Origin of the sequence: Burkholderia sp. SCN-KJ (genome assembly GCF_024656005.1) — a bacterium.
Taxonomy (GTDB): domain Bacteria; phylum Pseudomonadota; class Gammaproteobacteria; order Burkholderiales; family Burkholderiaceae; genus Burkholderia.
On sequence record NZ_JANKOG010000033.1, the window covers coordinates 40,053 to 54,422 of the forward strand.

Sequence of the window (14,370 nt, forward strand, 5' to 3'; positions counted from 1 at the left end):
CCGGTCATAGATGACGAGGTCACGGCGTGGTCAAGTCGTACACGTCGGAGAAATCGACATCGCGTGCAACGTAGATCGTCGTCAGCGATCCGTACTTCGAGTACGCGGTCGGCGGCACGTTGATAGTGTTCTTCAGCGTTTCGGCGGCCACCGATTCGCCAGCGCTCGACGTGTTGTTGAACTGGATCCGGTTGTCGCCGCTCCCCGAATTCGACGCGAGGCTCGACAGTGCCTGGCCGGCGTCGCCGATCAGGCTGACCATCAGCGCCCCGCCGAAGCGCGTCCAGAAGTGCGTATCGACGTAAGCCGGCAGGCCGCTGCCGCCCAGCGCGTCCGCCGCCGGCGAATCGAGCTGAACCTTCACGCCAAACGGGGTCGTCAGGCGCGTCCAGATTACGAAGATCCGGGCTTGACCCTGCATCAACGCTTGCCGTTGCTCACCCACCACCTCTGACCCACGCTCGATCAGCTTCACTTTCCCGTTGGCCGAATACACGTCTTTCGTCACGTGGCACGAAGTCATGCCCGGATAGTCGGTGACGATCACCGACCGCTGCCCACACGGGATCGTGGTGCCGGCAATCAACAGGAAATCGCGAGACGGCATCAACTCGGCTTTCACCGTGTCGAGCTTCGACGATCGGAACTTCGCGTCCAGACCATCCTTCGCGTATTCGATCTTCGGGCCGCCAGCGCCGAGCGCGCCGGCACCACCGGGCGCCTTCTGGTCATCGAACTTGAGCACCACGTCGCCGTCGAGCTTGCGCATCGCTGGCGTCTCGACTGCGCTGGCCGGGGCCGCGGCCGCCGCGCCAGTACCTGCGGCCGCTGGAACGGATGCCCCGCTGGCTGCATCCGCATGAGCCGGCGTCGCGAGCGCAGCGCTCGCGGCAGCCGCCGCGGCGGCTTCCTCTGCCTCCTTCTTCCGGATCTTCGCCTGCTCCGCCCCGAAATCGCGATGGTCGTCGGACGGCTTGTCTTTCGCCGCCTCAGCCTTCGCCGCCTCCGATTCCGCGTGGTGTTGGGCCGTCCAGCGCTTGATCGCCACACCAACGGCGACCGCACCGAATATGAGGATCAGCACGATCGCGATCACGATCGGCAGCATCCGGAACGGGCTCTTGCGCTTCGTGCGGCCGACGCCTGGCACGCCGCGCTCGCCGATGCCGGTCGGCTCCACCGGTGCCGACACCGGACTTTGGTTGATGTCGTTACTCACCGCTCGCCTCCTTGTGCTTCACAAGCCGCACCGTGCCCGGAATCGTGGTGCCCGACGGGTTCAGCTGGCCGTCGGGCCGATATGCGTTGTTGCGAATGCCGAGCACGGCATCGCCCAGACGCAGGTTGAACCGAGCCGCGGTGTCATGGACAACAAGCACCGGCCCTCGCATGTCGTCCGGATTGACCAGAGCTTCCGACCCATCCTGAAGCACGCGGTAGATCAGCGGCAGATCACGGCTCGTCTTGAACTCGAAGTAAGTGAATCGGCCGTCATCCCACAGCGCGGTCGGCGCCAGCGTCGTATCGCCCTGCATGTCGTAGTCGGAATTTGCTGTCGACGCGGCGTTGCCGGTCTGTTCGAGCAGCGCACGCGCTTCCACTGAGCGAGCGGTGGCGGCCGCCGACGCTTTCGCGCGCGTGTCCGGGTAATCGAAGGTCAGCGACCAGATCGCCTGGTCGTGTTTCGCGACCGGGATCAGCTTCAGCACATAGCGGCGCTTGTTCGTCAGCAGGATCAGGTTCGTGCCTGCCTTGACCGCCTTCGGTTTGATGAAAAAGCCGTTACCAGCCGGGCCCGCCGTCCACGCCTTGCCGTCGCCCATGCCGACACCGTCGAGCTTTTCACCCTTCTCGAATTCGATGACCGTCGCCTCACCGGGGCGGTAGGCGATCTGATAGCTTTCGGTCGGGTCGTACACCGCACAGGCGATGTGCGGATCGCTACCGCACGCGCCCGGCACCACTTCTGCAAAGGCCGGCAACGCCAGAGCGAGTAGCACGGCAACGAGCGCCGAGGCCCCCACCGCTTTCTGGATTCGCTTGTTCATCGGGCGGTCCCTCCCTGCGTGCTCGACGGTGCCGATTCGGACGACGTTGCGGCCGACGGAATCATCGCGACGCCGTCCGTCGCGCTACGCGTCCAGTCCCGATCGACCGAGTAGCTGGTGACGCGGAAACCGATCGGATTCAGCACTTGTTCATTGCTCTTAGTCGGCAGATCGCCCACCTCGTACGTGATCGTCGCGACCCAGTATTCGGTCTTGGGCGGCATGGGAGTCGATCCACCCTGTGTCGACAGCGAAATGGTTTTCTTCGAGAAGAAAACCTGAGCCGTCGTCCCGACGAACGTAATCGCGCCTGGCTGAGCGATCACGCGGAACTTGTCGGTCAGCACGTTCAGCGGCGAGTTCTTGCGGTTGTACAAGGCCGAGTACAGCGTCTGCTCGCGCGGCGAGTTCATGAGCGTCACCGTGTCGTAGGCGTCCTGGATCGTGTACCAGTCGTAGCCTTCACGCAGCTTCACGTAGTCGCGCAGCGCCTTGCGTACCTCAAGCTCGCCGAACGTCACCGATCCGCTACGTGCGACGTCGATCACTTGCACGTCACCCGTCGCGGTGTTGTCTTTGATGATCACGGGAGGCGTCGGTCTCTTTAGTTGTACTAAGGCAGCTGAACCAAGAATAGAAACGAGCGCGACAAACATGGCACCGCCCGCGACGCGCCATGCAATCTTCGTCAGGTTCTCCTGCGTCGCCTGCTTGGATTTTTCGAACGCGAGTGCCTCCTTGAAATACGTGCGTGCCATTTCGCGCGGATCGGCTTCCGCGAGCTTTGCCGCGATGTTCTGCAACGCAGCCGCATAGTTCCCGTCGACCACGACCGCGGCAGACATGCCCTGCACCTCGGTCGATTTTTTTCTGAGCCACTTCATTGCGCGTTCCCCTGTGTCGTATGGTTCACGGGCATCCACGGCCCGCTCGGTTGCGTCGGCTTTGGCGCCGACGAGCACGCCGCAAGCAGTACGGCGCTGCAAAGCACGACGATGAATTTCATATTCCGCTCCTTTCATGGTTGGTTCGCCAGCTCGCACCGAGACGGCACGAGCTGGCGGACAAGCCGGTGTTACTTGCCCTTCTTCTGGTATTCAGCACCAGGCACAACGAGCTTTCCCGAGGACTTGTCGATCGTCAGCGCGACCGGAACTCCGGCCATCAACATGAGCTTCCCGTCTGCATAGACGGCGGTAGCCCGCTCCGTCTTCAAAGCGTCCTTCGCGCTCTCTGCGCCGAGGTTCGGCACTTTCCTCGCAACGTAGAAGTCGTTCCCGTCGCCATTTCGGCTAATCGTCATCTCCGGCGAGCCGCGGCCGGTCAACTTCTCCCAATTGCCAACAAACTCTTCACCGTCTTTCTTCCCGCAACCGAATTGCGTCAGCGCCACGACAACCATCGCTGCTGCTGTCACGAATCGAAGTGCCCTCATAAACTTCTCCTGGTAGTTGTCAAGATCACGCGCGGCCGAGCGAATTGTTGGACGCCCCCGACGACCTACCGCCGGATGACATGAACCTCATCGCCTTCATGGCCATGCTGGCCGCATTGCCGATCTTACCGACCATCGACGAGATACCAACGCCACCGGCCAGTTGCGAGGCCAGAGACGGCATGCTCAAGGACACGACAATGAACACCAGTCCGGCGCCGACGATCTTCCCCTCGATGGCGTAGGTCAGCATCACATCCTTCGCACTGAAGCTTGTCGGCAGCACCGAGGTCATGAACCGCACTTCGATTGCGCCGAGTGCTCCGAACAACGCCACAAGCAGGCCATAGTTCAAGCATTGCCCGACCCAGTTCTGGAAGAACTGCCGGGTTGCGGGGAACAGCGCGGCGACAATGAAAGCCGGACCAAGCGCGAGCAGCAATCCGAGCGCAAATTTCGCAAGAATGATGTATGCGGCCGCGATCGCGAGAAACGGCACGCCGACCAGAAGAATGCACACAGCCAGCACTGAGACCTCGATATAGAGACCGATATCGGTGATGCTCAGACCTTCGTACAAACTCTTGATCGCGTCGATATAGAGACTCAACAGCGTATCGAGACCGTTGCTGAGATCGTTGCCGCCCATCAGCGCACGGCTGAGATCGTCACCGAGCCCATTGAAGAACGGCACGACATATTGGCTGTAGTAGCTGATGTTCATACCTGCGGTGAGCACGGCCGCCCACCCCGCCATCTTCACCATGAAGTCGACGATCGGCTGATCGCGGTGGCCGCGCATGTACGACAGCATTATCAGAAGCACATAGAGGCTGAACCCAGCAGCGGCCAGCGGACTGATCAGCGAAATCATCTGAGCCGAACCAGTATTGATCGTGTTCAGCACGTCCTTGTCGAACGCGTTGAACATATCGGTGAAAATCGTCAGTTGCATGGCCGCGCTCCAGGTTACTGGTCGATCGATTCGTCATGCAGGCGACGCTGCATGTCGCGATGCGCAGACTGCTGCGCGAATTCCTTCTCCGAGTCCTGCAGCTTCGCCGCCAGGTCGAGACGCATCTTGTCTGCGTTGATCGACGAAATCTCAGCCGACCACCGATTCTGAAGATCCGCCTTCGCCGCCGGATCCTGCGTCAGATTCGACTGCTGCATCAGCTGCTGGATGTTGTTCAGCCGGTCGATGGACGCCTGGTAGGCACGCATCACCATCGCTTTGTTTGCAGCCATCGTGTCATTCAGGCGTTGCTGTCCCGGCGTGTACGCAGTCAGCCCTTCCTGGCGCGCAATGCTGTCGGCAACACCGCTGATGCCGTTCAGCTGCCCGCTCTTCACTGAGTCGTAGACCGATTGCCACTCGTCCGGCAGGTAGTTGCGCAGTGCCGGGTTGTTGAAGATGTCGCCCAGGCCGCGGTTGCCGATCAGCGCCTGATACTGGTTGGTGAGCGTGACGTACTGCTGCTTGAGCTGCTGCACGGTGATGATCGCCTGCGCGAGCGTCGACGCATCGAGCACCGGAATACCCTGCGCGTGCGCAGCTTCGGTCGAGCAGAACGCGGCAAGGGCAGCGGCGCAGATCAATTTGCGGATGGTTTTCATGGTGATGGTCTCCCAATGAGGGGCAAGGTCAGTGCGAAGCGGCCGCCGCCGAGGCGGCCGAAGCCTTCATGCGTTCAAGCTCGAGCAGCTGCTTGAGCGTCCCATCGATCCCGACCAGCATGGCCAGGATCTGCTGATTCGTTTCGGCGGACGGCGCAGCGGCAGCCTTGCCCGCGTCGGCGTAGGTCGACGGCAGCGCACCGAGGTTGGCCGGCAACGTCTGCGTCTGCGCGACAGTCAATCCCGGCGCCTGCGTTTGCACCTGGTCGATCGCCATCCGCGCCTGTTTCACGTAGTAATCGACATCGGACGGGCCACCGACGACCGGGATTTGCGCGTGCGCCATCGTCGCGGTGCCAAACATTGCGGCGAGCAGAAAAGTCTTGAGGGAAAATTTCATCGTTATGCTCCTTGGTCGGACTGCTGTTGCCGCCGCACCATCGCCAACACGTCGAGGTCGTGCGGCACGATCGGCCGGCGCTGGTGGCGAATTGCGTCGAGATATGCGAGCGCACCTGGAAAGGCCGCGTTGCGCGCCTCCAGGTCGGACGGCGTGACGTCGATCGGGCGATACGGGTTGACCGGGCGAGACACAGGGCGCACAAAGTAATCCCACCCACGGATGCCAAACATGCAGGCCAGCCCCCCGAGCATCCCAAGTGAGAGGCGGCGATAGTCAGTTCCACTGCCGAGCAAAGCACCGCGCTCGACGTCGGGAATCGCACCAAAGCCATAGCCGAGTGCCCCAACTGCCAGGCCGCCGAGACAGAGAAGACCGCATCCAAAAAGGATGCGGCGGCCGAGAATCCTTCGCCCGTAGCACCGGTCGTGCTCAACCGCCCACTGCTCCAACTGCTCGCGTGTCGCCGGCCCGATCGCCGAAACAAGATGCTGTTCGCGCTTCATCGTCACTCGACCTCCTCCGCTGGCTCGGTCTCCGCCTCGTGCTTGCGATCGCGCTTGCCCTTGCGACGCTCCTGGAACAGCTTCATGCGCAGATCCGTGTCGCCGTGCGCTTCGCGCGTGCATTCTTCCCAGATCGCGACGTTGTCGAGGCTGCTGGAAAGCACCGCGATCTCGTCGTTCATGCCGCCCAGATCCAGCGTCGCGAACGCCGACTGGTTGCTCTGCTTGATCAGGAACGTGCGCGATTCCTTCGACAGCGCCTTGAGCGTGCGGAACTCACGGTCGGTCAGGTTCAGGAGCTTGTAGCCGTCCGGCGTTGCATCCGGGTTCGGCAGATAGATCTTCGTCGCGGTCAGATCGCGAATCTCGGCAAACACCGGGCACTGGATCGCGTCTTCCGGCGACTGAGAATCCAAGATCAGGAATTCGTCGGCCTTCCGGCCCGTCTTCAGCGACTTGCGGATCAGCTCCTGAGTGGTCGGGTAGCTGGCCGGCAGCCAGAACTCGGCGATCACCGTCGCGAGCAGGCCGCCCTTGCGCTGCATCTGATCCTTCAGGTACAGCAGGTGCGCAAGCACCGGTTCCGTGGCGGCATAGCCCTTCTTCAGGAAGTCGGTCACGTCGAAGCCGATCCGGCGCACGTCGGCGATGTTCGTCAGCGTGCTCGGCTCGTTGTCCAGCGCCCAGGCGAATCGACCGTTAGTTGCACCACACCACTGGCTCAGGCGAAGGTGCAGGCTGTTTTCCTCGCCGGTATCCGCGATCGATTCGAGCAGCCGGCTGAAGGTCTTGTGCTGGAGGTTCTCCAGCGCCATCACCGTGTCGACGGCATGCTTGATCTGCCGCTGATCGTCGGCGCTGAGCTTGCCGTTCTCGTCTCGGCAGCATGCGCCGACCAGGTCGTAGAGATGCGCACGATTGCGCTTCGTGTCGGGCAGGCCGAACGGCGCAAGACCAGTCGGCTCGCCTTCGCGCAGCGTGTAGTAGAGCGCGCCCATCTCCTCGAGGAAGATGCGCAGGCCCTGGTCGAGGTCAAGCGCGAAAATCTTCGGATCGAACCGCTCGAGGAACGCGAGCAACATCGTCTCGAGGGTCGTCTTGCCGGTACCGGTCGAACCAAGAATCAGTGTGTGGCCGGCGACCTTCTCGCCGACGCTGTTTTCGTCGAGGCGCGACGCGTGGCAGTTCAGGCTGAACAGGCTCTTCGCCACGGTCTGCACCGGCATCAGCGCCGAACCGTCGCCGAGCGGGTTGCCGCGTGCTTTGCCGGCCGCATAGGTGTGCATCGAAAACGACGACGCGAGGTTGCGGGTCGACTTCGGCATCGGCCGCGGCTTCGTCTTGAAGCCCGGCACCTGACTCATGTACGTGTACGGTGCCGACGCCGTTGCCTTCACGAACTTGAAGCCGCAATCGTTCAACGCCCGGCTCGTCACATACGCACCGTTGCTGATAGCTGCTTCGGCCGTGTCGCCATACACCACCAGCGCGCCGTGATAATCGCCGAATGCGAGATCACGCCCGGCAATCAGCGCGAGCGCTTCCTTCAGCTCCTCGATCTGGTGCGTGGCCTTGTCTTCGACAGACTCCAGATTGTTTTTCTGCGCTTCGATTGCCTCCATCGCTTCGGCCGTGCTCAGGCAACCAAAGCTTTGCGTGAAGGTGAATTCGACCGGCAGCGTCAGCAGCGGATTCGTCTGTCCCCACCCGGCCTTCGGGAAGTCCTTCAGGTCGTAGCAGGTCGCGAACCGCGTCGAACGGTCGGTCCGGATCTCGACCGTGTCGTAATGGAAATGCAGGTGCGACGTCGGGATCAGATCGCGACCTGTCGCCTGCGTGACCGGTACGCGCTCGTCGATGCCGTTTACCAGTTCGCCGATGAACTGGTACGGCTCCGAAAACAGAATGCCGTTGTGCTCATACGTCTCGAGCGGCTGCGGATCGTAGGCGATCAGCGACTTCGTAAGCGACTCGCCCAGCTCCTCGAGCTCGCGCACCGAATCGTCCAGGTCGTCGCCCTGCAGGATCGCGGTGATGTAGAAGCTGTTCTCGTAATGATGGTGCTTACGGAAACGCTGCAGGTACTTGTCGACGGCCTGCTGGATGAACGGATTGTAGAAGCGGTACTCGTCTCCGAACGACACGCGGCGCCGGCGGAACGTGCTCCACAGCGACAGGCGATTTCCCTTCTCGAGCGTCATCGCGGCCAGCTGGCGATTCCAGCTGTCGTAGCGCGCCTCGATCTCGCCGCGGCTGACCGATTCGAACGGCACTCCGTTCACGCGCAGCACCATCATGGCACCGCCGTTGTCGATGCTCGTCGTGGTCACCGACACCGGGCGGCCGATGCGCGGCAGCTTGTCCTCGGCGGACGCGACGAGTCGGTTCAGATCGTTGCTTACGCGCATGCTTCGTCTCCCGCTGCACCCGACCCCGGCCTGCCCTTGACACGTCGGAACTCCGACTCGGTCAGCCGGAACACGTCGTAAAACGCGGCCAGCGTCGTCTTGCCCGAGGCCGTGGTGCCGATGACCATCGTGTGGCCCGACGTAGTCGGCCACGGACTAACAACACCGTCGTCGGGCGGAACGGAATGGCGGTTACTCATCTTGGTCCTCCTGTGCCTGCGCGAGCAGGCTGTGACGCAGCGCCGCGAAGCGCTCCAGATCCTTGCCGCGCGCGAACGAGCGGGTGTAGACACCGACATCGCGGCCGTAACGCATTGGGGCCAGCGTGTAGGTCTTGCCAAATACCGATACGCGACGGCGGTCGAGCCAGCAGCGAAACTCCAACCAGAACAAGCGCAGCGCCTGGTCGTCGGTTTCGCATACGTGGCGGAAGAAAAGGAAGATCGGCACGCCGGCCGAGCCGATCAGCAAGCCGCCAGGCCCGAGCACGAAGCCGCTGATCATGCTGGCGATCAGCGACGTGCAACCGATGATCAGCGCCGGAAACATCGGAACGCCACCGATCATCGCGATCCGGTTCAGGCCCGCGTACGACGGATACAGCGTCTTTTCCTCTTCCATGGCAATCAACCGAACAGACCGAACGCCCAGCCCGCCAGCACGAGCGCTGACCCGACACCCGCCACCTTCGCGATGCCGCCACCGAAGTCGTGGATCCAGTCGGCTTTGTTGCTCCAGCACTGCACGCCCTGCCAGATCAGGTAGGAACCCGCACCGATACCAGCCAAGCTGTAAAACCATGTCGTGAAGGTGCTAACGGCTTGCGTGCCAGCATTCAGGCCGCCGCCCGCGTATGCGGCGTTCACGGCCGCCGACAGGACAACGCCGGCTGCAATGCGATGCGCAGCGGCGAGGCGCGGCCGATCGATCGCGCCTGCGACGGCGTGCTGCTCGCGGACGGCCCGGTCTGGATTGGTTTTGAGAAAGCTCTTCTTCATCTGCTGCTCCGGTTAGAAATCGCCCAGGGCATCCCAGGCGGGGTGGTGGTCTGTCTCGCGGGCGCGATCGGCCCCGGTTGTGGATCCTTCGTCGACCCGCCGCACGCGTGTGGGGCGTGTTGCAGAGCGCGACGCCGATGCGGCGCCATCCGGCACGACCGCGATCGGCGGCACGATCGCCCCGCTGGCGGCGATCGCGTTCGCAGCCACACGCTGCACATAGCTCGTACCGCCCGAATCCGCCTTGAATCCGCGTGTGAAATTGCCGCTGTAGTAGCAGCTGAGCGATGCGCGCACCGCGTCTTGCGGCACGCGTCCGCCGGCGGACGCGCGGGAATAGCAATCAGTGAGGATGGCGCCGCCGGCGCGCAGGTTCGCGCACGGATCGAACACGGTTTCGGCAGTCAACCCGTAGACGCGCAGGTTCGCCCGATTGACCTGCGCGAGACCCATGCTGTAGTTCCAGCCGGCCGCCTCGAGCGCGCGCGCCGTGGCCACCGCCTCGGCTTGCGTGCGCGGCTGGCGCGCCAGTCGGCCGCCGACCACGCCAATCGCGTACGGATTGAAGCCGGATTCCGTCTTCACGATCGCCCGCAGGGTGGTCGGATGCACGGACGGCGCGCACTGCTGCGCCAGCATCGCAAAATCGACGGGCATCATGAGCGCTCCCCTGCCCTGCAGATCCTGGCGATCGCCCCGTCGACGCTGCTTGCGAGAATCACGGGGATCTCGGCGAAAATCACTGCGACGGCGCCGGCGGCCGCCAAGCCTTGGAGCAGTGCGCCCGTAACCGCGAGAACGGTGCGGTCTGGCGAAGAAATCGTCGGTTTCACGTACTCGAGGAACGCCGGCAGGTAATGCGCCACGCTCATCAGCCATTCGTACTGGAGGAACATCCCACCACCGACCACAACAACGTTGCGCGGCGTGAACACGATTCGCAAATATTTAATGACGGTATGCATGTCTCACCACTCCGCTGCGTCGCGTGGCCAGCCACGCTTCCACATCACAAAAGCGATCGCGAACCAACCGAACGCCACGATCGACACTCCGATCAGATCGTTAATCGCGCGTTGCTCAATCAGCCAGTACACGACGCCGAACGTCGCCGTCACAGCGATGAAGATCAGCAGCGCACGGATGCCCGATCGAATCCACCTGAAAATCCTGTTCATTGCAGGGCCCTCTCGTTTGTCTCTAGTGACCGTACGCATTCAGCGCCGCGATGATCACCAGCAGCGCCACCGTCGCCCACGCGATGTACTTGTTGTGCGGCAGGAGGAAGACGAGCGCTAACGCGCTCAGCACGCCTGCGGCAACAGCCCAAATAGCCACCATTACCGCCACCCCCCTAGACTGAAAGACGTGCTCGGCCGTTTCTTCGCACGCTTCGCGTTGAAATTCGGTGCGCCGTTCGCGTCCGGGTACGAGGCCTGGCACGGCGGCTCGGCACGAAAATTCGAGCACCCCCAGAAAGCGCCGTCCTGACCATTGACCCGGCGCAGCTTCCCGGTCACGCACACCGGACACGCGCGGATTCCCGGGAGGCTCATCTCGCTCGTGCCGATCACCGAGACGATGCGCGTCACCATCTGCTCGCTGCGTCGCATGAATGCGTCGAAACTCATCTCGCCGGTCGCCACCGCGTCGAGCGCGATCTTGAACATGCCGGCGACCGTCGGATCCTTGACAGGCCCAGGCAATGCGGCGAGCAGCGCCCGGCCAGTCGGGCTCGTCATGAAGCGGGTTTTGGAGCCCTTTACGGGGACCAGGAAGCCACGCTCGCGCAGATCGGCGATGATTCCGGGGCGCGTCGCGCTCGTGCCAATCCCCTTGCCTTCTTTGAGGCGCGCTTTCGCGGCCGGATCGTCCGTGTACTTGTGCAGGTCGATCATCGCGGCAATCAACGTCGCCTCGTCGAACCGCTCAGGCGGCCGGGTTTCCTTCGCCTGCAGGTCAACGTCGATCACCAGCAGCTGGTCACCCACCGCCAGCTCAGGCAACATCTGCACGTCATCGCCGGTTTCAGGCTCGGACGGCTTCAGCACCGCGAGCCAACCGGCCGAGATGGGCGTCCGGCCGCCGGCGATCAGGCGATTGCTGGCGCATGCAACCTCGATCGACGTCTGCATGAACGTCGCGGCCGGGTAGAACTGCACCAGGTAGTAGCGGACGATCAGGTCGTAGACCTGTTGCTGCAACGGCGTCAGCACGCTCAGGTCCGCCCGTCGAACCGTCGGCACAATCCCGTGGTGCGGGGTGCCGACCATATGCTTGTCGTCGAAGGCCCGCGAGCGCAGCGACGGATCGGCACGATCAACCAGCGGCGCGAGATCCGCGCGATTCGCGGCGAGCGCAGCCAGCACGGCAGACGCCTCTTCATGCTGCGCTTCGGCCAGGTAGCGGTTCTCACTGCGCGGATAGGTCGTCAGCTTGTAGCGGTCGTAGAGCTCCTGAGCGGCGTCCAGCACCTCAGCAGCCGTGCAACCGAAACGGCGACACGCCTCGACCGTCAGTTCATTCATCGACAACGGGAGAGGCGCCAGATCGCGCGTGGGCTTGCGCTCGAATGCACTGACCGATGCCGACGCATTGGTCATGCTTTGCGCAAGCGCGGCCGCGACGTCGGGATCCACCAACCGGCCGGCGTCGTCGAGGCCGGCCTGATCGTCGGCTGCCCGCCACTTCGCATTGAACGCGCCGTTCGCGTGCTGCAGCTGAGCTGCCAACAGGAAATAGGACGTCTTGGTAAAGCGTTCGATCCGGTCATCGCGCTCGAACACGATCTGCAGCGCCGGCGTCTGCACACTGCCGACGCTCAGCACCGAGTCGAAGCCGAGCGACTGCGCGCGACAAGTCGCGGCACGCGTCAGGTTCAAACCGAACAGCCAGTCGTATCGGCTACGCGCGAGTGCCCAGCGATACCAAGCACGGAACTCCGGCTCGTCGTTGTCGCGCAGGTTCGCGAGCGCCTTGCGCACCTCGTTCGGATTGTTGTTGTTCACCAGCAGCCGCTTGACCGGCAACGTGTTGCCCAGGTATTCCAGCACCTCGTCAACCAGCAGCTGTCCCTCGGCGTCCGGGTCGCCAAGGTGCACGACCTCATCGACGTCGCTCAACAGCTGGCGGATTGCTTCAAGAATCGGCACATGCTTCTCGACCGGCTCAAGAACCCATGCCGGAGGGATGATCGGTAGATCGCTCGCGCGCCAGGTCTTGTTGCCCCTCTTGTTAAGCGGCACATCGTCAGGCAGATAGAAGTCCGGCAACACCTGGCCGAGAATGTGCCCCTGCAGCGGCACGAAGAAATCGCCACCAACTTTATAGGCCGGCCCATTGCGCAAAGGACGCCCGTCGAACACGGCCATCACGTCCTTGGCGAGCGACGGCTTTTCGGCAATGTACAGACGCGCCATGCTTATCGACCCTCCTGTTCGACCACGCACGCGCGCACGAAACCGCAATGCGGCAGATCGTGCTTCGGCTGGTCGAAAAAGCGCCGCTCGGCGAGCGAATCCGTCGAGTGAAACGCGCGCGGATGTACCGCACGCAAAATCTCGGTCAGCGCATCAACAGCCTCCACACCCTCGAGCGATGCATTTAGGAGTGCTTGTTTTTCGGTGTTGTTGAGTGACATCGCGTGGCCCTCCGCGGAATATCAATCAGTGACGAGTGCCGATACCGAACCAGGGAGACGGCGAGCCGCTATTCCGGTTGCGGTTGTTCTCCTGGTCTTCGATCCACTGCTTGGCGGTTTCAGCCGGATCATAGAAGGGGGTCGTCGAGCCGCCACCGAAGTATTCGGTGCGCGAGCTGGACTTGGTGCCGAGGCCCCCGCTGATGTTCCACCACACGCGCGTGAAGACCTGTCCATTAAGCTTGACCTGGATGACGCTGTGCGCGCGGCAGGCCGGCCCATACAGGTTGCTGTAATACATCAGGTCATACGGACAGAATGCGCCGCTGGCGCCGCCGTTACCGCCGGTGATCGTGGTCGACTTCACCAGTTGCACGACGTCGTCGGGAATCGCGCGGCGAAACTCTTCGGGCAGCGAATCCCAGCTTTCCATCAGATTGCAGGTGGGAAATGGATGGCCGTGCGACAGGTGGTCCCAGAGCTTTTCGATGGGTGGTACGCATGCCCCCTCGGTCTCGGCACCGCGGCCATCAGAGAGGCACAACATCACCTGACAGCCCCAGTCGTCAGCATGCGCCGGCGCAGCGGGCGCGAGCAGCGCGGCCGCAACGGCAAACGCGTGCAGGTTCATCTTGGTCGCGCGAAGGGACCAATGCGCTACAATAGGCGTAGCCATTCCCGTTTTCCTCACCAGATACGAAATAATGGTCAGGTTGATGTTGGTGTTCCCGCACTAACATCGACCGATTCTTTACTGCTTCGCTTGCTCTTCCCCTGCACTCGCAGGATCAACTCCCGCCTTCCGCCCCTCCTCCAAATCGGTCATCGACGCATTGGATATCTGCTTATATATTTCCAACAGCCTTAATCCAAGATCTGCGTTGGGCCGCTTCGTGATGCCACGTGCCAGGTCGCTGATCGTTCTCTGACCACAATCGCACGCCTCGGCGAGCTTGGCTTGGGTCATCCCGCCGTGCTCCCGGTCCGTCAGTCGCATAACAAGATTTTGCCAGTTCATGACTGAAGAATAGTGGCAAACCGATATTTCGGTCAAGTGGTAAACCGATATTTTTAGCTGAGCGTCGATAATTTAAGTGGAAAACCGATATTCACATCGCCTATCGTAGCGGCATGGATGATTCAAGAACTGGGCGCACGCCGTTTGGAGAGCGGCTGCTGTACGCGCGAAAGCAAAAGCGCCTGACGCAAAAGCAGGTGGAAAGCCGTATTGGTATTGGCCAGAGCACGTTGGCGCAGCTGGAGCTCAATGGCACTGGATCGGCTTACACGGTTGCGCTAGCGCTTCTCTACGGGGTCA

21 protein-coding genes are annotated in these 14,370 nt (G+C 62.4%); 1 reads left to right on the forward strand and 20 read right to left on the reverse strand.

Annotated features, from left to right (window positions below):
• Nucleotides 1-19: 19 nt before the first annotated feature.
• The 20 genes from virB10 to NQV17_RS33670 all read right to left on the reverse strand — a co-directional run bounded on the left by virB10 (nucleotide 20) and on the right by NQV17_RS33670 (nucleotide 14,070).
• Nucleotides 20-1,096, reverse strand: a complete 1,077-nt coding sequence (gene virB10, locus NQV17_RS33575) for a type IV secretion system protein VirB10 (RefSeq protein WP_257775567.1) — start codon at nucleotides 1,094-1,096, stop codon at nucleotides 20-22.
• Between the two features lie 115 nt (nucleotides 1,097-1,211).
• Nucleotides 1,212-2,048 carry a TrbG/VirB9 family P-type conjugative transfer protein gene (locus NQV17_RS33580; protein WP_257775568.1) on the reverse strand — a complete coding sequence of 279 codons (837 nt, stop codon included), beginning with the start codon at nucleotides 2,046-2,048 and terminating at the stop codon, nucleotides 1,212-1,214.
• Nucleotides 2,045-3,070, reverse strand: a complete 1,026-nt coding sequence (locus NQV17_RS33585) for a virB8 family protein (RefSeq protein WP_257775569.1) — start codon at nucleotides 3,068-3,070, stop codon at nucleotides 2,045-2,047. The genes NQV17_RS33580 and NQV17_RS33585 overlap by 4 nt, the downstream gene beginning before the upstream one ends.
• Nucleotides 3,071-3,123: 53 nt before the next feature.
• On the reverse strand, nucleotides 3,124-3,483 hold the full coding sequence (locus NQV17_RS33590) for a hypothetical protein (protein WP_257775570.1): 360 nt from the start codon (nucleotides 3,481-3,483) through the stop codon (nucleotides 3,124-3,126).
• 25 nt (nucleotides 3,484-3,508) lie between these two features.
• A complete protein-coding gene (locus NQV17_RS33595; protein ID WP_257775571.1) occupies nucleotides 3,509-4,438 on the reverse strand; it encodes a type IV secretion system protein in 930 nt (309 codons plus the stop codon).
• Nucleotides 4,439-4,452: 14 nt separating this feature from the next.
• Nucleotides 4,453-5,100 (reverse strand): type IV secretion system protein, encoded by a 648-nt coding sequence (locus NQV17_RS33600; RefSeq protein WP_059727955.1) that lies wholly within the window; start codon nucleotides 5,098-5,100, stop codon nucleotides 4,453-4,455.
• A 28-nt stretch (nucleotides 5,101-5,128) separates the two neighbouring features.
• Entirely contained in the window at nucleotides 5,129-5,446 is a 318-nt protein-coding gene (locus tag NQV17_RS33605; protein WP_257775572.1) for a hypothetical protein, read from the reverse strand.
• A gap of 56 nt (nucleotides 5,447-5,502) precedes the next feature.
• Entirely contained in the window at nucleotides 5,503-6,006 is a 504-nt protein-coding gene (locus NQV17_RS33610; RefSeq protein ID WP_257775573.1) for a hypothetical protein, read from the reverse strand.
• A gap of 2 nt (nucleotides 6,007-6,008) precedes the next feature.
• Entirely contained in the window at nucleotides 6,009-8,414 is a 2,406-nt protein-coding gene (locus NQV17_RS33615) for a transporter (RefSeq protein WP_257775574.1), read from the reverse strand.
• A complete protein-coding gene (locus NQV17_RS33620) occupies nucleotides 8,405-8,614 on the reverse strand; it encodes a hypothetical protein (RefSeq protein WP_257775575.1) in 210 nt (69 codons plus the stop codon). The genes NQV17_RS33615 and NQV17_RS33620 overlap by 10 nt, the downstream gene beginning before the upstream one ends.
• Complete coding sequence (locus NQV17_RS33625; protein ID WP_257775576.1) at nucleotides 8,607-9,035, reverse strand: VirB3 family type IV secretion system protein; 429 nt, start codon at nucleotides 9,033-9,035, stop codon at nucleotides 8,607-8,609. Before NQV17_RS33625 ends, NQV17_RS33620 begins: the two co-directional genes overlap by 8 nt.
• Before the next feature lie 5 nt (nucleotides 9,036-9,040).
• Complete coding sequence (locus NQV17_RS33630) at nucleotides 9,041-9,412, reverse strand: hypothetical protein (protein ID WP_257775577.1); 372 nt, start codon at nucleotides 9,410-9,412, stop codon at nucleotides 9,041-9,043.
• A gap of 12 nt (nucleotides 9,413-9,424) precedes the next feature.
• Entirely contained in the window at nucleotides 9,425-10,072 is a 648-nt protein-coding gene (locus NQV17_RS33635; RefSeq protein ID WP_257775578.1) for a lytic transglycosylase domain-containing protein, read from the reverse strand.
• Entirely contained in the window at nucleotides 10,069-10,377 is a 309-nt protein-coding gene (locus NQV17_RS33640) for a hypothetical protein (protein ID WP_257775579.1), read from the reverse strand. Before NQV17_RS33640 ends, NQV17_RS33635 begins: the two co-directional genes overlap by 4 nt.
• A 3-nt stretch (nucleotides 10,378-10,380) precedes the next feature.
• Nucleotides 10,381-10,590 (reverse strand): hypothetical protein, encoded by a 210-nt coding sequence (locus NQV17_RS33645; RefSeq protein WP_257775580.1) that lies wholly within the window; start codon nucleotides 10,588-10,590, stop codon nucleotides 10,381-10,383.
• Nucleotides 10,591-10,612: 22 nt separating this feature from the next.
• Nucleotides 10,613-10,753 (reverse strand): hypothetical protein, encoded by a 141-nt coding sequence (locus NQV17_RS33650; RefSeq protein WP_257775581.1) that lies wholly within the window; start codon nucleotides 10,751-10,753, stop codon nucleotides 10,613-10,615.
• A complete protein-coding gene (locus NQV17_RS33655; RefSeq protein WP_257775582.1) occupies nucleotides 10,753-12,831 on the reverse strand; it encodes a DNA topoisomerase in 2,079 nt (692 codons plus the stop codon). The genes NQV17_RS33650 and NQV17_RS33655 overlap by 1 nt, the downstream gene beginning before the upstream one ends.
• 2 nt (nucleotides 12,832-12,833) lie before the next feature.
• Complete coding sequence (locus tag NQV17_RS33660) at nucleotides 12,834-13,052, reverse strand: hypothetical protein (RefSeq protein WP_257775583.1); 219 nt, start codon at nucleotides 13,050-13,052, stop codon at nucleotides 12,834-12,836.
• A gap of 25 nt (nucleotides 13,053-13,077) precedes the next feature.
• Entirely contained in the window at nucleotides 13,078-13,728 is a 651-nt protein-coding gene (locus tag NQV17_RS33665; protein ID WP_257775584.1) for a hypothetical protein, read from the reverse strand.
• A gap of 75 nt (nucleotides 13,729-13,803) precedes the next feature.
• Complete coding sequence (locus tag NQV17_RS33670; RefSeq protein WP_308237610.1) at nucleotides 13,804-14,070, reverse strand: helix-turn-helix transcriptional regulator; 267 nt, start codon at nucleotides 14,068-14,070, stop codon at nucleotides 13,804-13,806.
• Between the two features lie 113 nt (nucleotides 14,071-14,183).
• Between NQV17_RS33670 and NQV17_RS33675 the strand changes: the two genes are divergently transcribed.
• Nucleotides 14,184-14,370 (forward strand): helix-turn-helix transcriptional regulator (locus NQV17_RS33675; RefSeq protein WP_257775585.1); only part of this gene is annotated, 187 nt, incomplete at its 3' end.